At 32.0% G+C, this 20,462-nt stretch carries 21 protein-coding genes and 1 other RNA gene; 9 read left to right on the top strand and 13 right to left on the bottom strand.

Features of this window, described 5'->3' with window-relative positions; translation table 11 throughout:
- Nucleotide 1 precedes the first annotated feature (1 nt).
- The 4 genes from QMA06_RS13280 to QMA06_RS13265 form a co-directional block, all read right to left on the bottom strand.
- Complete coding sequence (locus tag QMA06_RS13280; protein WP_290207358.1) at nucleotides 2–706, bottom strand: HAD family hydrolase; 705 nt, start codon at nucleotides 704–706, stop codon at nucleotides 2–4.
- 41 nt (nucleotides 707–747) lie between these two features.
- Nucleotides 748–1,476 (bottom strand): 3-deoxy-manno-octulosonate cytidylyltransferase, encoded by a 729-nt coding sequence (kdsB, locus tag QMA06_RS13275; RefSeq protein ID WP_290207357.1) that lies wholly within the window; start codon nucleotides 1,474–1,476, stop codon nucleotides 748–750.
- A 74-nt stretch (nucleotides 1,477–1,550) separates the two neighbouring features.
- Complete coding sequence (locus QMA06_RS13270; RefSeq protein WP_290207355.1) at nucleotides 1,551–2,120, bottom strand: DUF4126 domain-containing protein; 570 nt, start codon at nucleotides 2,118–2,120, stop codon at nucleotides 1,551–1,553.
- 96 nt (nucleotides 2,121–2,216) lie between these two features.
- Nucleotides 2,217–3,653 (bottom strand): ATP-dependent DNA helicase, encoded by a 1,437-nt coding sequence (locus QMA06_RS13265; protein ID WP_290207354.1) that lies wholly within the window; start codon nucleotides 3,651–3,653, stop codon nucleotides 2,217–2,219.
- A 155-nt stretch (nucleotides 3,654–3,808) separates the two neighbouring features.
- Here QMA06_RS13265 and QMA06_RS13260 point away from each other — a divergent pair, with 155 nt between their 5' ends.
- The 4 genes from QMA06_RS13260 (at nucleotide 3,809) to QMA06_RS13245 (ending at nucleotide 6,544) form a co-directional block, all read left to right on the top strand.
- Nucleotides 3,809–4,534 carry a hypothetical protein gene (locus QMA06_RS13260; RefSeq protein ID WP_290207353.1) on the top strand — a complete coding sequence of 242 codons (726 nt, stop codon included), beginning with the start codon at nucleotides 3,809–3,811 and terminating at the stop codon, nucleotides 4,532–4,534.
- A 1-nt stretch (nucleotide 4,535) separates the two neighbouring features.
- Nucleotides 4,536–5,342 (top strand): DUF3822 family protein, encoded by an 807-nt coding sequence (locus QMA06_RS13255; RefSeq protein ID WP_290207352.1) that lies wholly within the window; start codon nucleotides 4,536–4,538, stop codon nucleotides 5,340–5,342.
- A complete protein-coding gene (locus tag QMA06_RS13250; RefSeq protein ID WP_290207351.1) occupies nucleotides 5,342–5,878 on the top strand; it encodes an RsmD family RNA methyltransferase in 537 nt (178 codons plus the stop codon). The genes QMA06_RS13255 and QMA06_RS13250 overlap by 1 nt, the downstream gene beginning before the upstream one ends.
- A gap of 141 nt (nucleotides 5,879–6,019) precedes the next feature.
- Complete coding sequence (locus QMA06_RS13245; protein ID WP_290207350.1) at nucleotides 6,020–6,544, top strand: nuclear transport factor 2-like protein; 525 nt, start codon at nucleotides 6,020–6,022, stop codon at nucleotides 6,542–6,544.
- A 52-nt stretch (nucleotides 6,545–6,596) separates the two neighbouring features.
- Here the strand turns inward: QMA06_RS13245 and rnpB are convergent.
- Nucleotides 6,597–6,942: RNase P RNA component class A (rnpB, locus tag QMA06_RS13240), an RNA gene on the bottom strand.
- A 269-nt stretch (nucleotides 6,943–7,211) separates the two neighbouring features.
- Here rnpB and dnaX point away from each other — a divergent pair.
- The 3 genes from dnaX (at nucleotide 7,212) to miaE (ending at nucleotide 10,338) form a co-directional block, all read left to right on the top strand.
- Nucleotides 7,212–8,933 (top strand): DNA polymerase III subunit gamma/tau, encoded by a 1,722-nt coding sequence (dnaX, locus tag QMA06_RS13235; protein WP_290207349.1) that lies wholly within the window; start codon nucleotides 7,212–7,214, stop codon nucleotides 8,931–8,933.
- A 236-nt stretch (nucleotides 8,934–9,169) separates the two neighbouring features.
- On the top strand, nucleotides 9,170–9,754 hold the full coding sequence (locus QMA06_RS13230; RefSeq protein ID WP_290207348.1) for a hypothetical protein: 585 nt from the start codon (nucleotides 9,170–9,172) through the stop codon (nucleotides 9,752–9,754).
- Nucleotides 9,755–9,756: 2 nt separating this feature from the next.
- The gene (miaE, locus tag QMA06_RS13225; protein WP_290207347.1) at nucleotides 9,757–10,338 is read left to right on the top strand and encodes a tRNA-(ms[2]io[6]A)-hydroxylase; all 582 of its coding nucleotides are present in this window, start codon (nucleotides 9,757–9,759) and stop codon (nucleotides 10,336–10,338) included.
- A gap of 41 nt (nucleotides 10,339–10,379) precedes the next feature.
- Here the strand turns inward: miaE and QMA06_RS13220 are convergent, their stop codons facing one another.
- The 4 genes from QMA06_RS13220 to QMA06_RS13205 are packed head-to-tail and all read right to left on the bottom strand — an operon-like array spanning nucleotide 10,380 to nucleotide 15,551.
- Nucleotides 10,380–11,333: an AAA family ATPase gene (locus tag QMA06_RS13220; RefSeq protein WP_290207346.1), complete on the bottom strand. Its 954-nt coding sequence runs from the start codon at nucleotides 11,331–11,333 to the stop codon at nucleotides 10,380–10,382.
- 6 nt (nucleotides 11,334–11,339) lie between these two features.
- Nucleotides 11,340–12,782 carry a peptidylprolyl isomerase gene (locus QMA06_RS13215; RefSeq protein WP_290207345.1) on the bottom strand — a complete coding sequence of 481 codons (1,443 nt, stop codon included), beginning with the start codon at nucleotides 12,780–12,782 and terminating at the stop codon, nucleotides 11,340–11,342.
- Nucleotides 12,745–13,596: a peptidyl-prolyl cis-trans isomerase gene (locus tag QMA06_RS13210; RefSeq protein WP_290207344.1), complete on the bottom strand. Its 852-nt coding sequence runs from the start codon at nucleotides 13,594–13,596 to the stop codon at nucleotides 12,745–12,747. The genes QMA06_RS13215 and QMA06_RS13210 overlap by 38 nt, the downstream gene beginning before the upstream one ends.
- Nucleotides 13,597–13,607: 11 nt before the next feature.
- Nucleotides 13,608–15,551, bottom strand: a complete 1,944-nt coding sequence (locus tag QMA06_RS13205) for a peptidylprolyl isomerase (RefSeq protein ID WP_290207343.1) — start codon at nucleotides 15,549–15,551, stop codon at nucleotides 13,608–13,610.
- A 246-nt stretch (nucleotides 15,552–15,797) separates the two neighbouring features.
- Between QMA06_RS13205 and QMA06_RS13200 the strand changes: the two genes are divergently transcribed.
- Nucleotides 15,798–16,253 (top strand): SRPBCC family protein, encoded by a 456-nt coding sequence (locus QMA06_RS13200; RefSeq protein ID WP_290207342.1) that lies wholly within the window; start codon nucleotides 15,798–15,800, stop codon nucleotides 16,251–16,253.
- A 15-nt stretch (nucleotides 16,254–16,268) separates the two neighbouring features.
- A complete protein-coding gene (locus QMA06_RS13195) occupies nucleotides 16,269–16,508 on the top strand; it encodes a hypothetical protein (RefSeq protein ID WP_290207341.1) in 240 nt (79 codons plus the stop codon).
- A gap of 42 nt (nucleotides 16,509–16,550) precedes the next feature.
- Here the strand turns inward: QMA06_RS13195 and QMA06_RS13190 are convergent, their stop codons facing one another.
- From QMA06_RS13190 to QMA06_RS13175, 4 genes are all read right to left on the bottom strand, one after another.
- Nucleotides 16,551–17,717: a lycopene cyclase family protein gene (locus tag QMA06_RS13190; protein WP_290207340.1), complete on the bottom strand. Its 1,167-nt coding sequence runs from the start codon at nucleotides 17,715–17,717 to the stop codon at nucleotides 16,551–16,553.
- Between the two features lie 133 nt (nucleotides 17,718–17,850).
- On the bottom strand, nucleotides 17,851–18,468 hold the full coding sequence (locus QMA06_RS13185; protein ID WP_290207339.1) for a LysE family translocator: 618 nt from the start codon (nucleotides 18,466–18,468) through the stop codon (nucleotides 17,851–17,853).
- A gap of 138 nt (nucleotides 18,469–18,606) precedes the next feature.
- On the bottom strand, nucleotides 18,607–19,491 hold the full coding sequence (locus QMA06_RS13180) for a patatin-like phospholipase family protein (RefSeq protein ID WP_290207338.1): 885 nt from the start codon (nucleotides 19,489–19,491) through the stop codon (nucleotides 18,607–18,609).
- Between the two features lie 63 nt (nucleotides 19,492–19,554).
- Nucleotides 19,555–20,460 (bottom strand): patatin-like phospholipase family protein, encoded by a 906-nt coding sequence (locus tag QMA06_RS13175; protein ID WP_290207337.1) that lies wholly within the window; start codon nucleotides 20,458–20,460, stop codon nucleotides 19,555–19,557.
- Between the last annotated feature and the right edge of the window lie 2 nt (nucleotides 20,461–20,462).

Here is a 20,462-nt window from a genome sequence, read left to right as displayed (position 1 = left end):
TCTAATTGATAAGGTCCAAAATTTCAGTTAAGCTTGTTACGGTTGCGTATTCGGATCCATTGGCCTCTTTCATTGTTACCGTTTCATGTTGCCATGTGGTATGAAATGGTACATGTATGGCTTGAGATCCAATTTTTACTAGTGGTAATATATCTGATTTTAGAGAATTTCCTACCATTAAGAATGCTTCTGGTTCAATATCTAAACGCTTTAATAATTGCTTATAGTTACTGTCGTGCTTTTCACTCAATACTTCAATATGATGAAAGTATTTTAACAATCCTGATTTTTCTAGTTTCCGCTCTTGGTCTAACAAATCGCCTTTTGTAGCCACAATTAATCGATGTTTTTTAGACAATTCTTTTAAAACATCTTCTACTCCATCTAAAAGTTCAATCGGCTTATTAATCATGTCTTTGCCAATTTTTAACATTTGCGCAATCACATCATTAGACACTTTTCCGTTTGATAGTTCCAAAGCCAGTTCTATCATAGATAATATGAAGCCTTTTACACCATAACCGTAGGTCGGTAGATTTTTAATTTCAATTTTAAACAACTCTTGATCTATTTTGTTTGGTGTTTCGTAAAGCGATAATAATTTGCCTGCTTCTTCTTCGGCTTCTCTAAAGTAGGTTTCATTAACCCAGAGCGTGTCGTCTGCATCAAAACCAATTACTTTTATATTTTTATAGGTTTTAGTCAATGTATTTCTTTGTTATAAGGATAATTTGCGTGAAGTGCGATCTACTTCCATAATCGTTTGGCACGTTCTAAATCTTCTGGTGTATCAATTTCAACACCTTGTATTTTAGTTTCTACCATTTTAATGCGCTTGCCATATTCTAAATATCGGATGCATTCAATTTTTTCTGAAGCTTCCAGAAATTGCATTGGCAAAACTGTAAAATCTAATAACGCTTGTTTTCTAAAAGCATAAATACCTTTATGTTTATAATATTTTGCTCCTGCATTTTTATCTCTAGGAAATGGAATAGCACTTCTTGAAAAATATAACGCAAAATTCTGTTGGTCTACAATTACTTTAACAGTATTTGGATTATTAATTTCATCCCAATCTTCAATTTGCACCATTAAGGATGCTAAATCGATTTCCTTGGCACCATCATCTTCAAATACATTTATTACTTTGGCTAAACTTTCACGCTCCGTAAATGGTTCGTCTCCTTGAACATTAATAACAATATCGCAATCTACATTAGCTACAGCCTCTGCAATTCTATCACTGCCAGACTCGTGCTCTTTAATGCTCATTATGGCTTTTCCTCCGTGATCTACGATCTCATTAAAAATGATATCACTATCAGTCACTACATAAACTTCACTAAACAATTTAGTGGCAACAGTAGCTTCATAAGTTCTTAAGATTACTGATTTCCCTGCTAAGTCTTGCATTAATTTACCTGGAAATCGCGACGCACTATAACGTGCAGGAATCATGGATATAATTTTCATTTATGTAATTTGTACTTGTATAATTTCAAAAATAAGGTTTAAAAATGACATTATAGATTCAATTTGAAATTTGATTATTTAGATCGGCTCGGACGAAGCTTTTTGTAAAGTTTGTATATTAAAAAGAATATTAGTAGCACTAAAATAACCGCCAATATGGGTAAAAAGATCGAAATTATAGACATAACGATAGACGACCCTGTTTCAAAGGTAGCTACAATCGGATTTCCAAAACCAGCGGTTGAAATTGTAGAGCCTAATCGAGTTGTACTTACAGAGCTTTTTACGGCGGCGGCTGTTCCGCCACCTGCAATAATTGCTAAAGCCCATGTGATAACCGGACTTAAATCTGCAATAGTGGACACCATAACAGCAGTTCCGGCAATGGTTGCGAGCGGAATGGCGATGGCATCTAAAGCATTATCCACCACCGGAATATAATAAGCCATAATTTCTACCACCGTTGCAATTCCTAATGTTATTAAAGCAGTTGTACTACCTATCCACAACCAAGATTCATTGAGTTCCCATACGTCTAAATAAGCTGCTAAACTTAGCGCAAACAAAGGCAGGAAAATTCTAAATCCTACCGATGCCGATAGTCCGATTCCTAAAAATATACTTAGAATTGTTTCTGTCATCACTATCTAGTTAGTTTGAGACCATTAATTCTGAACTTTTATTCGATTATTAGTTGCTTTATGACGTCTATTTCTCAACATAAAGAAATGCAGTTAAACTTAATTTTTTTCTATAAACATCTCATCTTTAAATCCAATTAAATAAAGCTTTTCTTTTGCTCTAGTTATCGCTGTGTATAACCAACGAATATAATCTCTATCCATACCATTTGGCAAGTATGGTTGTTCAACAAAAATGGTATTCCACTGTCCGCCTTGAGATTTATGACATGTTATTGCATAAGAGAACTTTACTTGTAACGCGTTAAAAAACTTATTGTTCTTTACACCTAAAAATCGTTTGTATTTAGAAGGTTCTTCTTCATAATCTTTTGAAACTTCCTGATATAATCGGTTCGATTCTTCATAACTAAGTGAGGCGCTTTCTACTTCAATAGTGTCTAATAGCAGAACCGTTTCAAAAGGTTTCATCTGGGGGTAATCAACCATTCTTATGTTAACTTCGGCAAATCTAAAACCATATAGTTCTTTAATACTAAAAATCTCTAAGACTTCAATAATATCGCCATTTGCAATAAAGCCCGCTTCTGTTGTAGGTTTAATCCAAAAATAATTATTCTTAACCACCATAAGATAATCACCTGCGGACAACTCAGTTTCGTTAAATAGAATTCGCTGTCTTATTTGCTGGTTGTAAGCGTTGGCGCGTTTATTGCTCCGAACGATAATCGCAGTTTCTTCGTAGCCATTAGTGCTATAAGCGTCGTTAATGGCATCCATTATTTCATAACCATCAATTAAGCGGACACTATCCGTGTAACCAATTAAATTAAATTTAAAACTCTCATAAAAATTAGACTCTAAAACAGCGCGTAACTCAGTGGCATTACTTAAGATACCTGAATCTTGTTCTTGTCGCACCACTTCATCAAGTTCGATACCAATGACATCTTTACTATAATTTAAACTGAGTTTATTTTCGTCTAGGGCTGGACTTAAATCAGATTTCACAGGCGGCAATTGGGCTTTATCACCTATAAGTAATAATTTACATTGATGCCCAGAATACACATATTGCATTAAATCATCTAATAACGAGCTGCTATCAAATGATTGTGAGTCCGATGGTATATCAGGAATCATTGAAGCTTCATCAACGATAAATATAGTATTACGATGCTTATTTGGTTGCATTACAAAATTAACACCACCACCTTTGTCCTTTTTAGGAAAATAGATTTTTTTATGAATGGTAAAGGCTTCTTTCTTTGAATAATTAGAAATTACTTTGGCAGCACGACCTGTTGGAGCCAATAAAACAGCACTTTTTTTAGCCTGCCACAAATTAGATACAATAGTACCAATTATGCTGGTTTTTCCAGTTCCGGCATATCCTTTTAATAGGTAAATTGAATTTTTATTGGAATCGAAAATAAATTGTGACAATTGCATCAATACCATATCTTGCTTGGAAGTTGGTGCAAAAGGAAACTTTGATTTTAATAGGGAATAGAATGCAGATGCATTAGAAATCATATAGAAATAATTATAAAGCAAGATAACATTATTCTCTGTTTTTAAGATTGTATTCTTAATAACTTATATATTTTTAATTATTTTTTTTTAGATAGTTTTAGCGAACAAAAAAAAATTGTAGATTTGCGATAGACCATAACTAATAAATAAACAACATGAATGTAATTATAGCAATTGTAGTTATTATAGTATTAACCATAGGAATTGTATGGTTAATAGATAAATTTGTACCAAGAAAAATTAAACCCGTTATTAATATTTTACTTTGGGCTTTAATTATATTTTTAGGGTATATGACTTACATGTCTGTTTATAAAGAAATACAATTCAACACATTAAAAGAAAAACGTTTTGCAGTAGTTATCGATAGACTGATAGATATTAGAGATGCTCAATTAGCTTACAAAGACGTTAATGGAACTTACACCGATAGTTTTGACAAATTAATAAAGTTTGTAGAAACGGGAAAAGTGCCAATTACACAAAGACGTGACACTTTAGTGTTAGATGAAGAAAGAACTAAAGCGTTTGGAGGTGTAGAAACGATGAAAACCGAAACTTTAATTGATACATTAAGTTATTATTCTGTTAAGGATTCAATTTTCGGTGGTAGTGATCGTTATAAAAACATGATGAATGTTGGCGTTGGAAAAGAAGGTGCTACATTTGAAATGAAGGCGGGTAAACTTGACGAATTCTCGGTTTTTGAAGCAAGTGTTGATAAAGCTGTCATTTTAGATGATCAGGAAAAATACTTAATAGAAAAAGAAAAACAAGTCGTTTCTGTAGACGGTGTTAACGGACCATCTTTAAAAGTAGGTTCTATGGACGAAGTATTCACTAAAGGAAATTGGCCGAAGAGCTATACAAATAAAGAATAGTTTGAAAATAAACGTTATTAAGGAACTGTCCATTCAAATTAATTTGAATGGGCTTTATTTTTGTATTCTAAATAAAACTTCCAATACCGTTGAGTTTTTAAAAACTGTTGAGTTTGAGCATAAGTTAAATCCAATAGATACACTCAACCGTTTAAAAATGGAATTGAGTAGTGATACTATTTTTTCAGAAGACTTTGATGCAGTTTTAGTGATTCATCAGAATGAATTGGCAACCTTAATTCCTGAAGAATTGTATAATCCAGAACATAAAGTTGACTATTTAAAATTCAACTCTAAAATTTTAGGTAACGATTTTATTACTGAAGATAAAATTTCAGTGAATAAAAGTATCAACGTTTATGTACCCTACGTAAATATTAATAATTATATTTTTGAAACGTTCGGCGAGTTTATTTATAAACATTCTTCTAGCATTCTTATTGAATCTGTATTACAAAATTTTGAAACCTCAGATGAAATTAAATTTTGTATCAATGTCAATAAAAATACCATCGAAATTTTAGTATTAGAAGATAACAAACTTCAACTCTTTAATGTATTTGAATATTATAGCAAAGAAGATTTTATTTACTATGTATTATTTGTTTTCGAACAATTAAAATTAGATGTTGAAACCACGTTAGTTGAGCTATGTGGAAACATTGTAATTGGGGATGAAATATTCAGTACACTCTACACTTACATTAGACACGTTAATTTTATAGAAAAAGAATATAATTTTGAAATCACGTCTGATATTGATAGACGTTATTTACACCAACATTATTTAATTTTAAATTCCTTCTAATGCGAATTATTTCTGGATTATTTAAAGGTAGACGAATTACAGCTCCAAAAAAATTGCCTGTAAGACCAACAACAGATATGGCGAAGGAAGCGCTATTCAATATCTTAAATAACCAATATTATTTTGATGATATATCTGTCTTGGATTTATTTGCTGGCACTGGCAATATTAGTTATGAATTTGCATCTCGAGGTACAGAACAAATAACGGCTGTCGATGCGGATTATGGCTGTATTAAATTTATTAATGAAACCGCTGATGCTTTCGACATGTCTATCAGTACAATAAAGAGTGATGTATTTAAGTTTCTAGTAAAAACGAAACAAAAACATACCATCATATTTGCCGATCCCCCTTACGATTTTGAACTTGAAGCGTTTTTTAAAATACCAGATTTAGTATTTAAAAATGAATTAATTGAAGACGATGGTTTACTCATTGTTGAGCATTCAAAACATACTGATCTTAGGGATTTAAAATATTATTCGCATTCTAAAAGTTATGGTGGAAATATGTTTAGCTTCTTTACAAAATAATTGATTATCAATTTTGTAGCGCAATTCTTAATTAAATATATTCCGTACATTTATAAGCCTTGGCAACTTATTTCGGCCAAATTATCTACTACTTTCTATTCTATTGTTATGGTTAACGCTATTAATTAAAACCAAACAATTATGAAAATTTCAAAAAGAATGATTATTCTGGCATTACTAATTTTAGGAATTAGTATCAATGCTAATGCGCAAGAACAAAAAGCAACTCTCGATTTTAAAAATTCAGCAGTTGCAGAGAAACTCATTAGAACTTATACGGAGGCATTACAAAAAGGAGACGTTACCACAATGAATGCTCAACTCGATGAAAAAGCCATGATTTATGGATTAGGTGGTGGTCTCGACTCATTAAATATTACACAACATAAAGCATACTATACCAGTAGCACCAATGAATTTACACATTCAATTAGTGGAGATTTATACTTACCTGTAAAAGTAGAGAATAATTGGAATGAAGGCGAATGGTTGTTATCTTGGGGAACTAATACGGTTACCAATAAAAAAACTGCTAAGGAAATTATTATTCCATATCATACTGCTTCGATGGTTGCGAATGGCAAAATTGTTTTCATTCGTTATTACTACGACATGTTAAATATTGCAACAAGTCAAGGATTAACATTAACACCAGCAAAAGAATAGAAATCCATCTGTAAAAAAAAACAAAGCTCTTTGCATTAACAAAGAGCTTGTTTATTTAAGTAAATCTATAAGCCGAATTCTGTTCATTCTATATGTTTTCAGAAAATTTCTAAAAACAACTATAAAACTACCTTATCATTTATCTGCGTTTACTGTTACCAGCAAACTTTAGCTGCCTACCCTCTAACCATCGCGCGTGTACGCTCAAACGTTAGTTTACATGACATTGCACCACATAGAGTTTACCTGGTTTCACTACAGCATTACCTGTACATTCTTTCTGTTGCACTTTTCCTAGCCTTACGACTGGTGGCTGTTAACCACTATGATTACACTATGGTGTTCGGACTTTCCTCTTAAGTACTAAACTTGTTTCAGAACTTTTTCTGATTAACTTAAAAATTGAAAATAATTTCTAAAACAAGTTCAGCACAAAAGCGATAAGGCGATCTACTAGAATGCAAAATTACAATAAACTAATTTTAAATACTAAATATCAAACTGTGAACTTTTTACTTGAAGTCTCATATTTTGAACTTCGAATGTTAATAACTCCTCTTAATTTTGGCCATGTAGCATGGACAATTTATAGGTTATTCTTAAATTTGTATTTATATAACTTATCATATTTCACAGCATCATTAGATGTTTAATTCGTTCAGTTAACTTGGAACATTTCGTAGTATCAGCCCGTAAGTATAGACCCCAGACCTTTAAGGATGTCGTGGGGCAGCAGGCTATTACCAATACGTTGCTGAATGCTATTGAAAATAATCACTTAGCTCAAGCTTTATTATTCACTGGACCTCGTGGTGTAGGTAAAACTACTTGTGCGCGTATTCTTGCTAAGATGATAAATAGTGACGGAAATACGAGTGAAGATGAAGATTTTGCTTTCAATATTTTTGAATTAGATGCGGCGTCTAATAATTCTGTTGATGATATTAGAAGTTTAACTGATCAGGTTCGGATTCCTCCACAAGTAGGAAAATACAAAGTATATATTATTGATGAGGTTCATATGTTATCTCAAGCGGCATTTAATGCTTTTTTGAAAACTTTAGAAGAACCACCAAAGCATTGCATTTTCATCTTAGCGACGACTGAAAAGCATAAAATAATTCCGACAATCTTATCACGTTGTCAGATTTTTGATTTTAAACGCATTACGGTTTCAGATGCCAAAGAGTACCTAAAATTTATCGCGAAAGAACAAGGTATTACTGCCGAGGATGACGCGCTTCATATCATTGCACAAAAAGCAGATGGAGCCATGCGCGATGCCTTATCTATTTTTGATCGGGTGGTAAGTTTTTCTGGTAAAAACCTTACTAGACAAGCAGTGACCGAAAACTTAAATGTGCTCGATTATGAAACCTACTTTACCGGTACAGATTTAATTTTAGAAAATAAAATTCCTGATTTACTAATTCAGTTCAACTCTATTCTATCTAAAGGGTTCGATGGTCATCATTATATTGCAGGATTGGCGTCTCACTTTAGGGATTTAATGGTTTGTAAAAATCCTTCAACCATTCCTTTATTAGAAGTTGGCGAAGATACCAGTTTAAAATATCAAGAACAGTCTCAGAAAACGTCGCATAGTCTTTTAATGGAAGGTATACGGCTCGCCAATGACTGTGATCTTAAATATAAAACTAGTAAAAATCAACGTTTATTAGTTGAATTAACTCTTATGCAACTCGCCTCTATCACTTTTGATGGAGAAAAAAAAAATCGTAAGCACTTCATAATTTCGCCGTCGTATTTTAAAGCGAAAGGCATTACACCTATTCCGGTTACAAAACCAAAAGTAGAAGCAAAAGCTTCAGAAAAAACTTCGATTTCTCAAGAAAAACCAAAGGAAACTGTTACTGAGGTCGCAGAACCAGTAGTTAAAATTCCAAGAATATCCATAAATCAACCTAAAAAATCGACCTCTGGATTATCCTTAAAAAGTATTCGGGAAAAGAAACGACATCAGTTACGCCAAATGGATGTGGTTATTGATGAAGAAAATTTACCAAGAGAGCCTGTGACTCAAGAAGCTCTTGACGACGCTTGGAAAATTTATACAGATAAAATGGATAAGAAGGGTGAAAAAATTATGGCATCAATACTACAAATGGATCAGCCTAAACTAAAAGGTACCACCATTTATTTAATCTATTCTAATAATACCAACAAGATTGAATTAGAACGTGCTGCATTTCCGTTGATGGCATTTATAAAAAAGAAATTACGTAATTACGATTTAGAATTAGATATTACAGTTAATGAAGAGGTCGCTAAAAAATACGCTTTTACTCCTCAGGAAAAATATGAAAAGCTGAAAGAAAAGAATCCTAATATCGAAGTATTGCGACAGACTTTTGGGTTGGATATTTAAATAGTAAATGACCTTTAATATAACTAACCATACCTTATGAAAAAAAACTTACCTTTAATCCTTATTATTGCTAGCGCAATTTTAATGATTGCCAATTTTATATTCACTGAAAAATTTGATCGTGGGTTTTGGTTGTCAAACATATCAAGTGTTTTTATTATTTTTTCTATGGTTCTCACTATTAGAGAAAGAAAAAAAAGGAGTAAATAAATTAATTGTTTAGAAAATTTAAACTGATGAAACATTTACTAGCATTACTTACAATCTCAATAATAGCCTTAACTAGTTGCGAAGGTAGAAAATCTCAGAGTCAAGCTTTAACGGAGAGCATTGCCGCATTCAAAAAAACCGTAAATTTTGAGACTAATGTTTTTATTCCAAAAACCTATTTTGAACACGAAGTAGATACATTGATGAGCAATGGTTTTCGCGTAAAGATAAAAACCTATACAGATCTTTCTAAAGCGGTTCGTTTTTCAAAGATAAAAGATACTATAAATTATCAAACTCATTATAGAAACTTTAAATTTGAGGTGAGTGTTTTTAAGAATAATGTAAAAGTTTATCAAGAACATTTCGATAAGCAAAAAGTGAATAAAGTCTTTAATTTTGATAATACTTTAACTAGAGATTTAAAGTCTTATAACTTTGATACTCTTGCGGTATTAAAATCGATAGAAGTTAATGATGATCTTATTTATAAAAATAAGGTTTTCATACATATTATGTATGCCATTCCTGAATCAGATAAAAATGTTTCTCATGCTTTAATTATTGATGATAAAGGACAATCAAATATTGTTCAAGAAGAATTAAAATAAATATGTTAGGACTAAAATTACCAACCGATCCAAGATGGGTTAATATTGTGGAAAAGAATATTGAAGATATTTTAACTGACCATGCTTATTGTGAGCAGAAAGCAGCAAGTACTGCAATTTCTTTAATAGTAAGTTTTCCAGAATACACCGAACTCGTTCAAGAAATGATTGATCTTGTTGAAGAAGAAATGAGCCATTTTAAAATGGTACATGATAGAATCTTAGAAAACGGTTGGACACTTGGCAGGGATCGTAAAGATGATTACGTTATTGCGCTCATAAAATTTTTCCCTAAAGGAGGAAGTAGAACTACTCAATTAGTACATAGACTTTTATATGCCGCATTAATTGAAGCGCGTAGTTGTGAGCGATTTAGGTTATTATCTGAAGAATTAGAAGATCAAAAACTAGCCAAATTCTACCGGAAACTTATGATTAGTGAAGCAGGCCATTACACGATGTTTTTAAATTTTGCTCGGAAATATGGTGATCGAAAAGAAGTAGACGAAAAGTGGGAAGCCCTACTCAACCATGAAGCCGGCATAATGAAAGACCTTGGTAATAGGGAAACGATTCATGGGTAGAAACATGCTATTTAATTTATAATAACAATAGTGTTTCTGTTTTAAAATAAACTCCGAATAATCTTCTCATCCGTTACACCTTCAGCTTCTGCTTTATAATTCTTAATAATTCGGTGTCTCAGAATGCCTGTTGCAACAGCTTGTATATTTTCAATATCTGGAGAGAATTTTCCATTAATCGCCGCATGCGTTTTGGCTCCTAAAATTAAATTTTGAGAAGCTCTGGGGCCGGCACCCCAATCTACAAATTCTTTAACTATATCTGCAGCTGTGTTAGCTTTAGGTCTTGTTTTAGCTACTAAAGAAACAGCGTATTCTATCACATTATCGGCAACAGGAATACGACGAATAACATTTTGAAAATCGATGATTTCTTCAGCTGTGAATAATGAATTTACTGCGATTTTTGAATCTGTAGTTGTCGCTTTTACCACATCAACTTCTTCTTGAAATGATGGGTACTCTAAATTAATTGCAAACATAAAACGATCTAATTGGGCCTCTGGTAACGGATACGTTCCTTCTTGCTCTATAGGGTTTTGAGTAGCTAAAACAAAATAAGGTAAATTTAATTTATACTGATGACCTGCAACTGTAACTGATCGTTCTTGCATAGCTTCTAGCAACGCCGCTTGAGTTTTTGGCGGCGTTCTGTTTATCTCATCAGCTAAAATTATATTTGCAAATATGGGGCCTTTTATAAATTTAAATTGGCGGTTTTCATCTAAGATTTCACTTCCTAAAATATCACTCGGCATTAAATCTGGCGTAAACTGAATACGCTTAAAATCTAAACCAAGTGCTTTGGCAATAGTATTAACCATTAAGGTTTTTGCCAAACCAGGGACGCCTATTAATAGGGAATGACCACCGGAAAAAACTGAAATTAAAATTTGATTAACGACATCATCTTGTCCTATAATAACTTTCGCAACTTCCTGCTTTAAGGCAGCGTATTTTTTAACGAAATTTTCAATTTTAGCAACATCAGACATATACGATTATTTTTTTAGCCAATTACTTTGAAAATCACAATCTCTATACTCCCCATTAATTTTAATGTAGGTATCTTTAATCGTTTCTGTTTGCCATTTTTCAACTGCTTTAATCTGCTTGTCTTGTAAAGCTAAATTTTTAATTTTTAAATAATCTTTAGCAAAATCCGCTTCATGATCATCAATACGATCAGTAACCGTTAAGATTTTAAATTTTAATCTATTTACACGGTCTTCATCTTGAAAGACTTCACTTATTTCACCATCTTTTAAATCTTGAATTTGAGAATATAATTCAGGATCCATTCTAGTGAGTTCAAAATTAAAATCTTGTGTCGTAGGATTGGTCATTTGTCCACCTTCATACTTCGTTTCTTCTTGATCACTAAATTCTCTTGCCGCTTGAGCAAAAGTTAAAGTACCATCAACAATTTTTGCTCTTACCTCGTCAATTTCATCTTTAGCTTTTTTGATCGCTTCTTGAGTAAGCTCTGGACGTAACAAAATGTGTCTTACATCGTATTCTTGACCTCTAATTTTTTCTAATAATATAATATGATATCCAAAATCAGTTTCAAAAGGTTCTGAAATCTCACCTTCTTGCATCGAAAAAGCGACATCTCTAAATTCCTTAACCATTCTAGGTCGTTTTCTGTTTAAAGTATATTTTCCACCATCAGCTTTAGAACCAGAATCTTCCGTATAGAACAATACTTTAGTAGTAAAACTAGAGCCGTTTTCTTCAACATCTTTTTTAAAGCCTTTTAAGCGATCGATAACTGCCTGTTTTGCGTCTTCCGTAACTTCAGGTATAATTACAATTTGTGCTAACTTTAGTTCAGTACCAAAAGTAGGGCGTTCATCTTTAGGAATATCGTTAAAAAATGTTCTAACCTCTTCAGGGGTAACCTCAATATCTCCAGTAACTTTAGCCTGCATTTCTTGAGCGAGAAAACCATTTTTATTGATCTCGTACATTTCATCTCTTAACGCTTGCTCTGAATCTTTCTTATAATATTTAAGCATTTGATCCATGTCACCATTCATCTGAGACAAAATACCCTGAATTTGCTGGTCTACACGAGATTTTATTTGCAACTCATTAATAATCACACTATCTTGAATAGCTTGATGTGCATAAAGTTTATTTTCTAACAAACTACCAAAAAGTTCGCATCTTGTTAAACCTTTTAAATCTGCACCTTGTGCCTCTAATTGTTCTATTTCTCTATCTAAATCAGATTCTAAAAGAATAAAATCACCAACCACTGCAGCAACACCATCCGCTTTAATGCGCGATTTATTAGCCACAGAATCTTTTTGTTTTACAACAGGTTCTGTATTTTCATCAGCAATGATTTCCTGAGCATTGCTAAAGTTGAATGAAATAAAACCAACTATTAAAGCGGCTTTAATTATAAATTTGGAATTTATTGTTTTTAATGGCATCTTTTGTAATATCATTTTCGAGTTGCTTGATGAGCTCTAATTTTCTCTTATTTATAACTATTTTATTAATAGACGAATGTACATAATCCAAAGGTGCATAATCGTTTTGAAGTCGTACGTCATTAACTTGCATCAAATATAGGTTTAATGAATCTTTGAGCTGTAGAAAATTAGTTTTTTTTAACAGTTGATTTTTATTAGAATTATTTATTATAGGAATTTTTTCTTCCACACGATTTAATTTAATCCAAATAGAATCGTTTAACGATGAGGATCTGAATTGAACAGATATAGAATCTAAATATACCTTATCCTTAGCCTTAAAACGTTTAAATCGTGTTTTAATAGTATCTAAATTAATGGGGTTAAGTGGCAAACTTATATATCTAAATTGAATCAAATCGTCATTTAATTTAAAAGACTCTTTATTGGCGTCATAAAACAATTGTGCTTCCTCACTCGGAACGATAGTGTCAATATTTTTCTTAACCAAACCTTCTAAGTAGGCTTTTGCATATAAATCATTTTTATACTGTTCTACCAATTTAGAAAATTCTTGTTGTTTTTCTTCAGATAGGTTTACGAGAGCACCTTCCATTAATAGTAATTGCCGTGCCCACCGGTTAATGTATGCGTTTACAATGAGTGTACTATCTTCTTTAAAAGTCCCTTTTGGCACAATATTTTTAATATCGTCTTTATAGAGGAAATTGTCATTAACTCTAGCCACAGGATCTAAATCATCTGAACTTTTAAAATAATCACAGCTGGTAAAAATTGAGCTTATTAGTAATATGTATAAAATATTTTTCAAAAAAATGTGACTTAATTTCCTGTTTTAGATATAATAGCGTTTAAAGCATCATGGTTAACTTCAACTTTAAAACGATCATATAACTCAGCAATCCAATTAGCTTCTATTTGTGTTTGATAATCATTAACAACATTGCCCTTAGCTTCTTCTAAGGTTTTCTGACCTGCTGGCAATATGGCTATCACATCCATAACATGAAAAGCATCATGATGTTCGTATATCTCCGAAATTCCTTTTTCTACTTTAAAATTTGAAGGCAAAATAGTATCATCCGTTCTATAAATACCTTTAGTGAATATTACATTTTGTTTGTCTGATGTATTCAAAGCCGTTTTTATAAAATCTTCGGACTTTCCTTTTTTCATCAGTTTTTGAATTTTCTTCATATTGGATTTCTCTGCCGAACTTGCCATAAGAACTTCTACTCTATCGCTCCATTGATATTTCAATTGGTTATTTTTATAAAAAGTTTCTAAACCAACAGTGTCTTTAGAGGCTTTATTCCAAACTTCCTTTTCCATTAAATCGAACAATAACAGTCCATCTCTATATTCCTTAAGGATATTTGCGTATTCTTCGTTTTCAGTTTCTAAATTATCTTCTCTATATTGAAAAATTGATTTTTCGAAAAAGCTATCGAATTCTTTAGTTATAACGCTAGAAAAAGGCATGGATTTACCAGTGTAAATGCGCTGTGCAGAAACTAAATGTTTACCGAACGCTTCGTAGCTAAAAGGGGTGTCATTAATTGTGAATACAACATTGTCGTTTTTAAAACTAGTTGGTAAAGACCAAGATCTCTTAAAAAAGTCTGTTGTTAATATAGATTCAAAATAAGATTTCGCTTCAGTATTATAGGTTACTTTATATTGCTTTTTTAACTTGTCTAATAGCGCTTCGTTAATTAACTTAGATCTTGAATCTCTTTGTACTTTAGTTTCTAAAGCAACTTTTAAATCTTCAAACGATTCTATTGGTTTTAATTCTATTCGCTTTACAATGTGCCAACCATAAGCTGTTTTAAAAGGTTTACTAACCTCCCCATCCTTTTTAAGAGCAAAAGCTTCATCTTCAAACACTGTAGAACTTAATTGTCCGCTTTTAAATGGTGTTATTTTTCCCCCATTTTTAGCTGAACTTTTATCTTCAGAAAATTGCTTGGCCAAAGACTCAAAACTCTCACCTTGATTTAATTTTTTATAAATTTCGTTGATGCGTTGTTTAGGATCTCGCAGTGAATCGCTAGAGTTTAAATTAACCATAATATGCGCCGCTGATAACGTTCCGCGTGATGGACGTCTATCTTTTACTTGTACTACATGATAACCAAATTGAGTTCTAAAAGGCATTGATATTTCGCCAACTGGAGTATTGTAAGCTGCAGTTTCAAAATCGTAAACCATTTTAAATGCAGAAAAATAGCCCAAATCCTCTAAAAAAATGGTGTTACCATTATGCATTTCAGTTTTAACTTTATCGTAACCTTCTTTTAAAACACGTTCTCGTAAAGCTAAAACTTCATTATACACCTTTAGAGTATCTTTGGCTGTGGCATCTAAGCGCACTAAAATATGAGTGGCATTGATGTCTATATTACCACGATCATAAGCTTCTTTTACCAATGCATCAGTAACCTTGTTTTCTGAAATGTAATTTTGAATTAATTGTTTTTTATATCTTGAAAACTCTCGTTGATAATTTTTATCTTCGTCAAGCTTTAAACGTTTCGCTTCTTTTAATTTTAACTGGTATTCAGTAAATAACTTTAAATAGCCATCAATATCTTTTTGACTTTCATCCTTTACTAAATCCAAATTTTTATTATAAACCCTTAAAAATTCTGAAGTCATTATCGGCTCACCATCTACTTTTAAAAGCACCTGGTCTTTATCTTGAGAAAAAGAATAATTTATCGCGATAAATACTAGAAACAACCATTGGAATTTAAAACCCATAATTTATAGAATATTATTATATAGTGAATTCGTTTTTCAAACTCAGCAAAAATAACATAAATAGCTTATTTAACAAGTTGTTTGAAACGCATTATTTTAATTATTAACGCTCATCATGTAGTAAAAATCATACTGCAATACAACGGGATATTCTTTTGTAATGATTTTAACAATTAAAACTGTTTAACGTCGATTAGATAGAATTATTATTATCCGTTTTTATACATTTAATCAAATTTTATCAGCATGCGGTATACCACCGAAGTATTAATAAAAGAACCAATTTCAGTAGTTATAAAGCAATTAAGCTCAATTGATAATTTAAAACATTGGCAAGAAGGTTTAGTAAGTACGGCTCATATTTCTGGAATCCCTAATGAAATTGGGGCAAAAATGAAATTTAATTATAGTTTTGGAAAACGCAAAATGGAGATAATAGAAACGATAACAAAACAAAATTTCCCAAACGAATTGCATGCTACTTATACCACAAAGGGAGTTCGCAATATTCAAGAAAATTATTTTAAACCAACAGCCTCTAATTATACGAAATGGACAGCTGTAAGCGATTTTCAACCCACCAATTTTGTAATGAGTTTAATGCTATTTATTATGCCAAGCGCATTTAAAAAGCAGACAAAAACTTATATGACGAACTTTAAAAATTTTGTTGAAAAAGGAACTACCATCTACAAACCGTAATTTAGAATTATAGCCATGCGCAAATTAAAATTGATTTGGGACTTTAAAGGACCAGCCGGACAGAAAACAGCCGAACATCATTTAATTCACCTTAAAGAATATATTACCCATAACAAATTAGACATCTCTATAACAGGAGTAGAAACCTTAAGCGACATGCACAGTTTAGCGTTTTTGGTAGTTAACGAATCTGAAATGAAACCAATAAGAGATACGCTAAAACCACATCGCGGGCAAGTTTATTCTGAAAGCTGATTTTTTATAGTGAAATATGATGATTTGAATTTTATAAAAAAGTTAAAAAAATCGTTTAAATAAGCTCTGAATAAACCGTTTTGGTGGAACGGACAATATGACCTTTAAGTCCTCATATAAAGTTGATTCCTCGTCGAGAAATTTAAATAAAGTGATAGTATCAGTACTTTTGAACATGGACGAAAATAATGCGGCACCTTCATCATTATGATTTGCTAAAACATCTAGAAAAATTAAATCGTAAAACCTGTATTTCGCACTATTGTTTACCTGAGACAGGTCATCTTTTTTCTTTAAAAAATCAACTATTTGCTGAGTTTTTTTTGAAGTATTCTTAAAAGTATACCCCGTACTAGCCTTGGTCCAACCGCCCGCAGTTCCGATATTGAGAATATGCTTAGAATTTAATTTTTGAAAATTGAAGGCCGTCATGGGAATATTGCCTTGTTCTTTTTCGATAATTTCGTATTCAGATATATTGTTTTCGTTTAAGTAACTTGCTATAGCTTTTTCATAATCAGAATATTGCAATAAGTCTTTTGAAAACAAGGTGTATTCAAATAAAGCCGTTTTTTTATCTATTGGTAACACATACATAAATCGCGTATTGCCAAGTTGTGGTACTGTAAAATCCATGAAAGTTGCCTTGGAATCATCGAAGGTATTCACGTTGGTTTTCACAAACCAACCGACAAAATGTTGCTGCAATACAGGATATTTTTCCTGAGAATTATAGACTTCTGGTTTAGGTAAACTATTGAAAACCTTAGCACCAAAATAAACACCATTTTCAGTAATAATTTGAACTCCTTTTTCCAGTTCCGTAAAATCATGTACGGTATCTTCAACAAAACGAAAATTAGATTTTAGATTAATGCTTTTCCAAAGTGATTTGTAAAATGTTTTACTTTCAATCATTTTGTATCGAAATGGTGAAATTGAAATCGTTTTAGAAAATGACTCACTTCCAAAAAATATGGTATCCCAAGTTTTGGTTAAAAGAGCATCCCATTCTCCTACTCCATTATCCCAGTAACACCATGTTCTGTCATTACCTTTGTCTTTTGTCTGATCTAATATTAAAATCGATTTATCATCAAAAAACGTATCCTGAGACATACGGTATGCCAGCATTAATCCTGAAGCGCCTGCTCCTAAAATAATATAATCGTATGTTGCCAATATGCTGATTTTATTGTAAGACGTCATTTAACTTCTCATTTAAGGAAGAAAAGTCAAAATAGACAATAGTTGAATTGTAAAGCTAAATTATTTTCTTATCATGTCATCATAATAAGTTTATATTTATTTGCGCAAATCCACAAATGCACTCAGTCCTTATTTAAAGTAAATAAATGAGATTACCTATAGCCACCACACCTGTAAGACAGCCTAAGATAAAATCCATTTTACTAGCAATATAAGTAAGCTTATCTTCTATTTTAGTTGCAATTGTAGCATAACATGCATATAGAAAAAATGAACCCATTGTAGAGCCAATTGAAAAATACAGGCTATTAAGTAATGAATATTCAAAATATTCTAAGCCTATTAGAAAAGAAATAGATGTAAAATAAAAAGGAATGGCAAATGTATTTAACAAAGACATGCCTATACCGTGTAAATAAGCTTTAGACTTTTCAATTTCTTCTTTATGCTGCTTCTTTGTAGACTTAAAATGCAATCGAAAAAAATTAATTGATAAAAGAACTAAAATTGCCGTACCAACTTTTTGAATGACGGTTATATATTCCGAGTTTTCCATAAGAGCACTAGATAGATAAGCTCCAATGTTAGCTTGAAAAAAAAGCACTGTAGCAAAACCAGCAATTAAGTAAAAAGCTGATTTTTTACCACTTTTTAAACTAAACTTAACCACCGTTAAATTTAAAAAGCTCGGCATTATACTTCCTGTTGAAGCAATTACAAATCCAAAAAACATACAAGTAAGAATGGTCATATTATATATTAAGGTGCAAATGAACATATAAATTTTCCAATGAATTACTCCGTATCATTATTAATTTAGTCCAAACAAACCATTTTTCTTCACTGAAGTCATGCTTTTAAAACAACAGTCAAATTTTGAAAAAATATATTATTTTTCATGGCGTCTTTCGGCATATTCAAAACCTTCTATCCACCATTTTTCCATGAGTCTTTTGCTGAAAATTAGAGAATTCTCAGTAAGACTGGTTGGCGTGTAGTACAAATTCAATTTTACATTTTTATTTCTAGCCGCTAATTTTCCTATTATAATATCGTTACGCTCTACCTGATTTAGCAAATGACCAAATAAGCTTATCATTAATGAAAATGGATTTTTACCTAATACTTTTTGTTTACCTAAAGTTTCAGCCTCTAATACAATGGCATCAACTTCTGTGGCGCCACGCTGAATGGCCTCTCTAATTGGAATAACACTTCCTAGACCACCATCTGCATATTCATAACCATCGACTTTTACTAGCGACATAAAGGGAATATAGTTACACGAAATCCATATCCAATTACAGAATTCTTCATAAGAACAATCTTGTATCGATTTATACTCCACTCGGTTCATAGATAAATTAGACACCGTTACTATAACATCGTGCTTGTCTTTTCTGATTTTTAAATACTCTTCGTACGTGACATTTTTTCTAATGTTTTTTCGTAACGCCTTACTCTCTCCAAATGTTCGTCTGCGCCTTATAAATTGCCACATCGAATTCACAAAATCTATAGAAACATATTCTCTATCTCCTTTTTTGCGCTGTACAAAAGGACTGACACTAAAAATATCGTGTTGTTGTACATTGGTAAATATATCGTAGAGTTTACCAATTTTATTTGCCGCTAAATGCGGTACTAAAAGGCTCCCTGTTGATGTTCCTAAAAACATATCATAATTATGCTTTTCGATTTCTATTAAGTATTGTGCTACTCCTCCCGCAAACGCTCCTTTACTTCCGCCGCCTGAAATGACTAATGCTCGCATGGGCTAATTACGTATTTTTAAATTATTTAATAGTATCATATATGAAATCTAGACAACATTCGATTATTCGGTTTCCAACTGACTCACTTCTTCATTTTTATATTTAGCATAAAGAAAACCTCTTTTCCACCACTTGGTCATTTTAACTTTATCAAATATTAAGGAGTTTGTGGTTAGAACCGTCGGAGTATAATAAAAATTAATGATAGCTTTTTGATTTGATGCCACAAATTTACCTATTCTGATGTTTTGACTTTCAATTCTATCTAACATAAAGGCAAACATATTGGTCAATAATGAAAAAGCATTAATAGAAGGCATTCTATTGAGTTGAGATACTTCGGTTTGCAAAATAATTGCATCTACAGTTGTAGCACCGCGTTTAATAGCTTCTTCAATTGGCACCATAGAGCCTAGGCCTCCATCCGCATACTCGCAACCGTTTTTCTTCACCAAGGACATAAATGGCGTATAATTACAAGATATCCAAACCCATTCACAGAACGCTTCATATTCAAAATCTTTTATCGATTTATATTCCACTTGATTTAGTGATAGATTTGAAACCGTAACTATAACATCTGCATTGCCTTTTTTAAGTGCAATAAATTCATCTTCTGACAATGTGTTTTTAATAAGTTTTTTAAGATTTACACTTGTTCCAAAAGTTTTATAGCCTTTAAACAAATTTAAAAGTACCGTTATATGATTAATACCAATAGTTACTACACCTTTTTTTCTTTTAGTTATAAAAGGACAACTATCAAAAATCGAAGCCTGATTTACATTAGTATAAACGTCTTTTATTTTTTCAACACGTTTTAAGGCCAAGTGAGACACCAACAAGCTTCCTGTTGATGTACCAATAAACAAATCGTATTCGTGTTTTTTGTTTTCAATAAGATATTGCGCCACACCACCTGCAAATGCTCCTTTGCTTCCACCCCCAGATATGACCAATGCGCGCATTA

The organism is Winogradskyella bathintestinalis (genome assembly GCF_030407435.1).
GTDB classification, from domain to species: domain Bacteria; phylum Bacteroidota; class Bacteroidia; order Flavobacteriales; family Flavobacteriaceae; genus Winogradskyella; species Winogradskyella bathintestinalis.
The sequence above is the reverse complement of the archived record's forward strand: the minus strand, read 5'-3'. Positions and strand labels throughout refer to the sequence as shown.

What these genes read in the sequence shown, in the direction of transcription:
- miaE (WP_290207347.1), top strand. Translation starts at nt 9,757, where the DNA reads ATGTTAGGACTAAAATTACCAACCGATCCAAGATGGGTTAATATTGTG.
- QMA06_RS13265 (WP_290207354.1), bottom strand. Translation starts at nt 3,653, where the DNA reads ATGATTTCTAATGCATCTGCATTCTATTCCCTATTAAAATCAAAGTTT.
- QMA06_RS13245 (WP_290207350.1), top strand. Translation starts at nt 6,020, where the DNA reads ATGAAAATTTCAAAAAGAATGATTATTCTGGCATTACTAATTTTAGGA.
- QMA06_RS13180 (WP_290207338.1), bottom strand. Translation starts at nt 19,491, where the DNA reads ATGCGAGCATTAGTCATTTCAGGCGGCGGAAGTAAAGGAGCGTTTGCG.
- QMA06_RS13185 (WP_290207339.1), bottom strand. Translation starts at nt 18,468, where the DNA reads ATGACCATTCTTACTTGTATGTTTTTTGGATTTGTAATTGCTTCAACA.
- QMA06_RS13260 (WP_290207353.1), top strand. Translation starts at nt 3,809, where the DNA reads ATGAATGTAATTATAGCAATTGTAGTTATTATAGTATTAACCATAGGA.
- QMA06_RS13175 (WP_290207337.1), bottom strand. Translation starts at nt 20,460, where the DNA reads ATGCGCGCATTGGTCATATCTGGGGGTGGAAGCAAAGGAGCATTTGCA.
- QMA06_RS13230 (WP_290207348.1), top strand. Translation starts at nt 9,170, where the DNA reads ATGAAACATTTACTAGCATTACTTACAATCTCAATAATAGCCTTAACT.
- QMA06_RS13195 (WP_290207341.1), top strand. Translation starts at nt 16,269, where the DNA reads ATGCGCAAATTAAAATTGATTTGGGACTTTAAAGGACCAGCCGGACAG.
- QMA06_RS13250 (WP_290207351.1), top strand. Translation starts at nt 5,342, where the DNA reads ATGCGAATTATTTCTGGATTATTTAAAGGTAGACGAATTACAGCTCCA.
- kdsB (WP_290207357.1), bottom strand. Translation starts at nt 1,476, where the DNA reads ATGAAAATTATATCCATGATTCCTGCACGTTATAGTGCGTCGCGATTT.
- QMA06_RS13215 (WP_290207345.1), bottom strand. Translation starts at nt 12,782, where the DNA reads ATGCCATTAAAAACAATAAATTCCAAATTTATAATTAAAGCCGCTTTA.
- QMA06_RS13200 (WP_290207342.1), top strand. Translation starts at nt 15,798, where the DNA reads ATGCGGTATACCACCGAAGTATTAATAAAAGAACCAATTTCAGTAGTT.
- QMA06_RS13190 (WP_290207340.1), bottom strand. Translation starts at nt 17,717, where the DNA reads ATGACGTCTTACAATAAAATCAGCATATTGGCAACATACGATTATATT.
- QMA06_RS13220 (WP_290207346.1), bottom strand. Translation starts at nt 11,333, where the DNA reads ATGTCTGATGTTGCTAAAATTGAAAATTTCGTTAAAAAATACGCTGCC.
- QMA06_RS13205 (WP_290207343.1), bottom strand. Translation starts at nt 15,551, where the DNA reads ATGGGTTTTAAATTCCAATGGTTGTTTCTAGTATTTATCGCGATAAAT.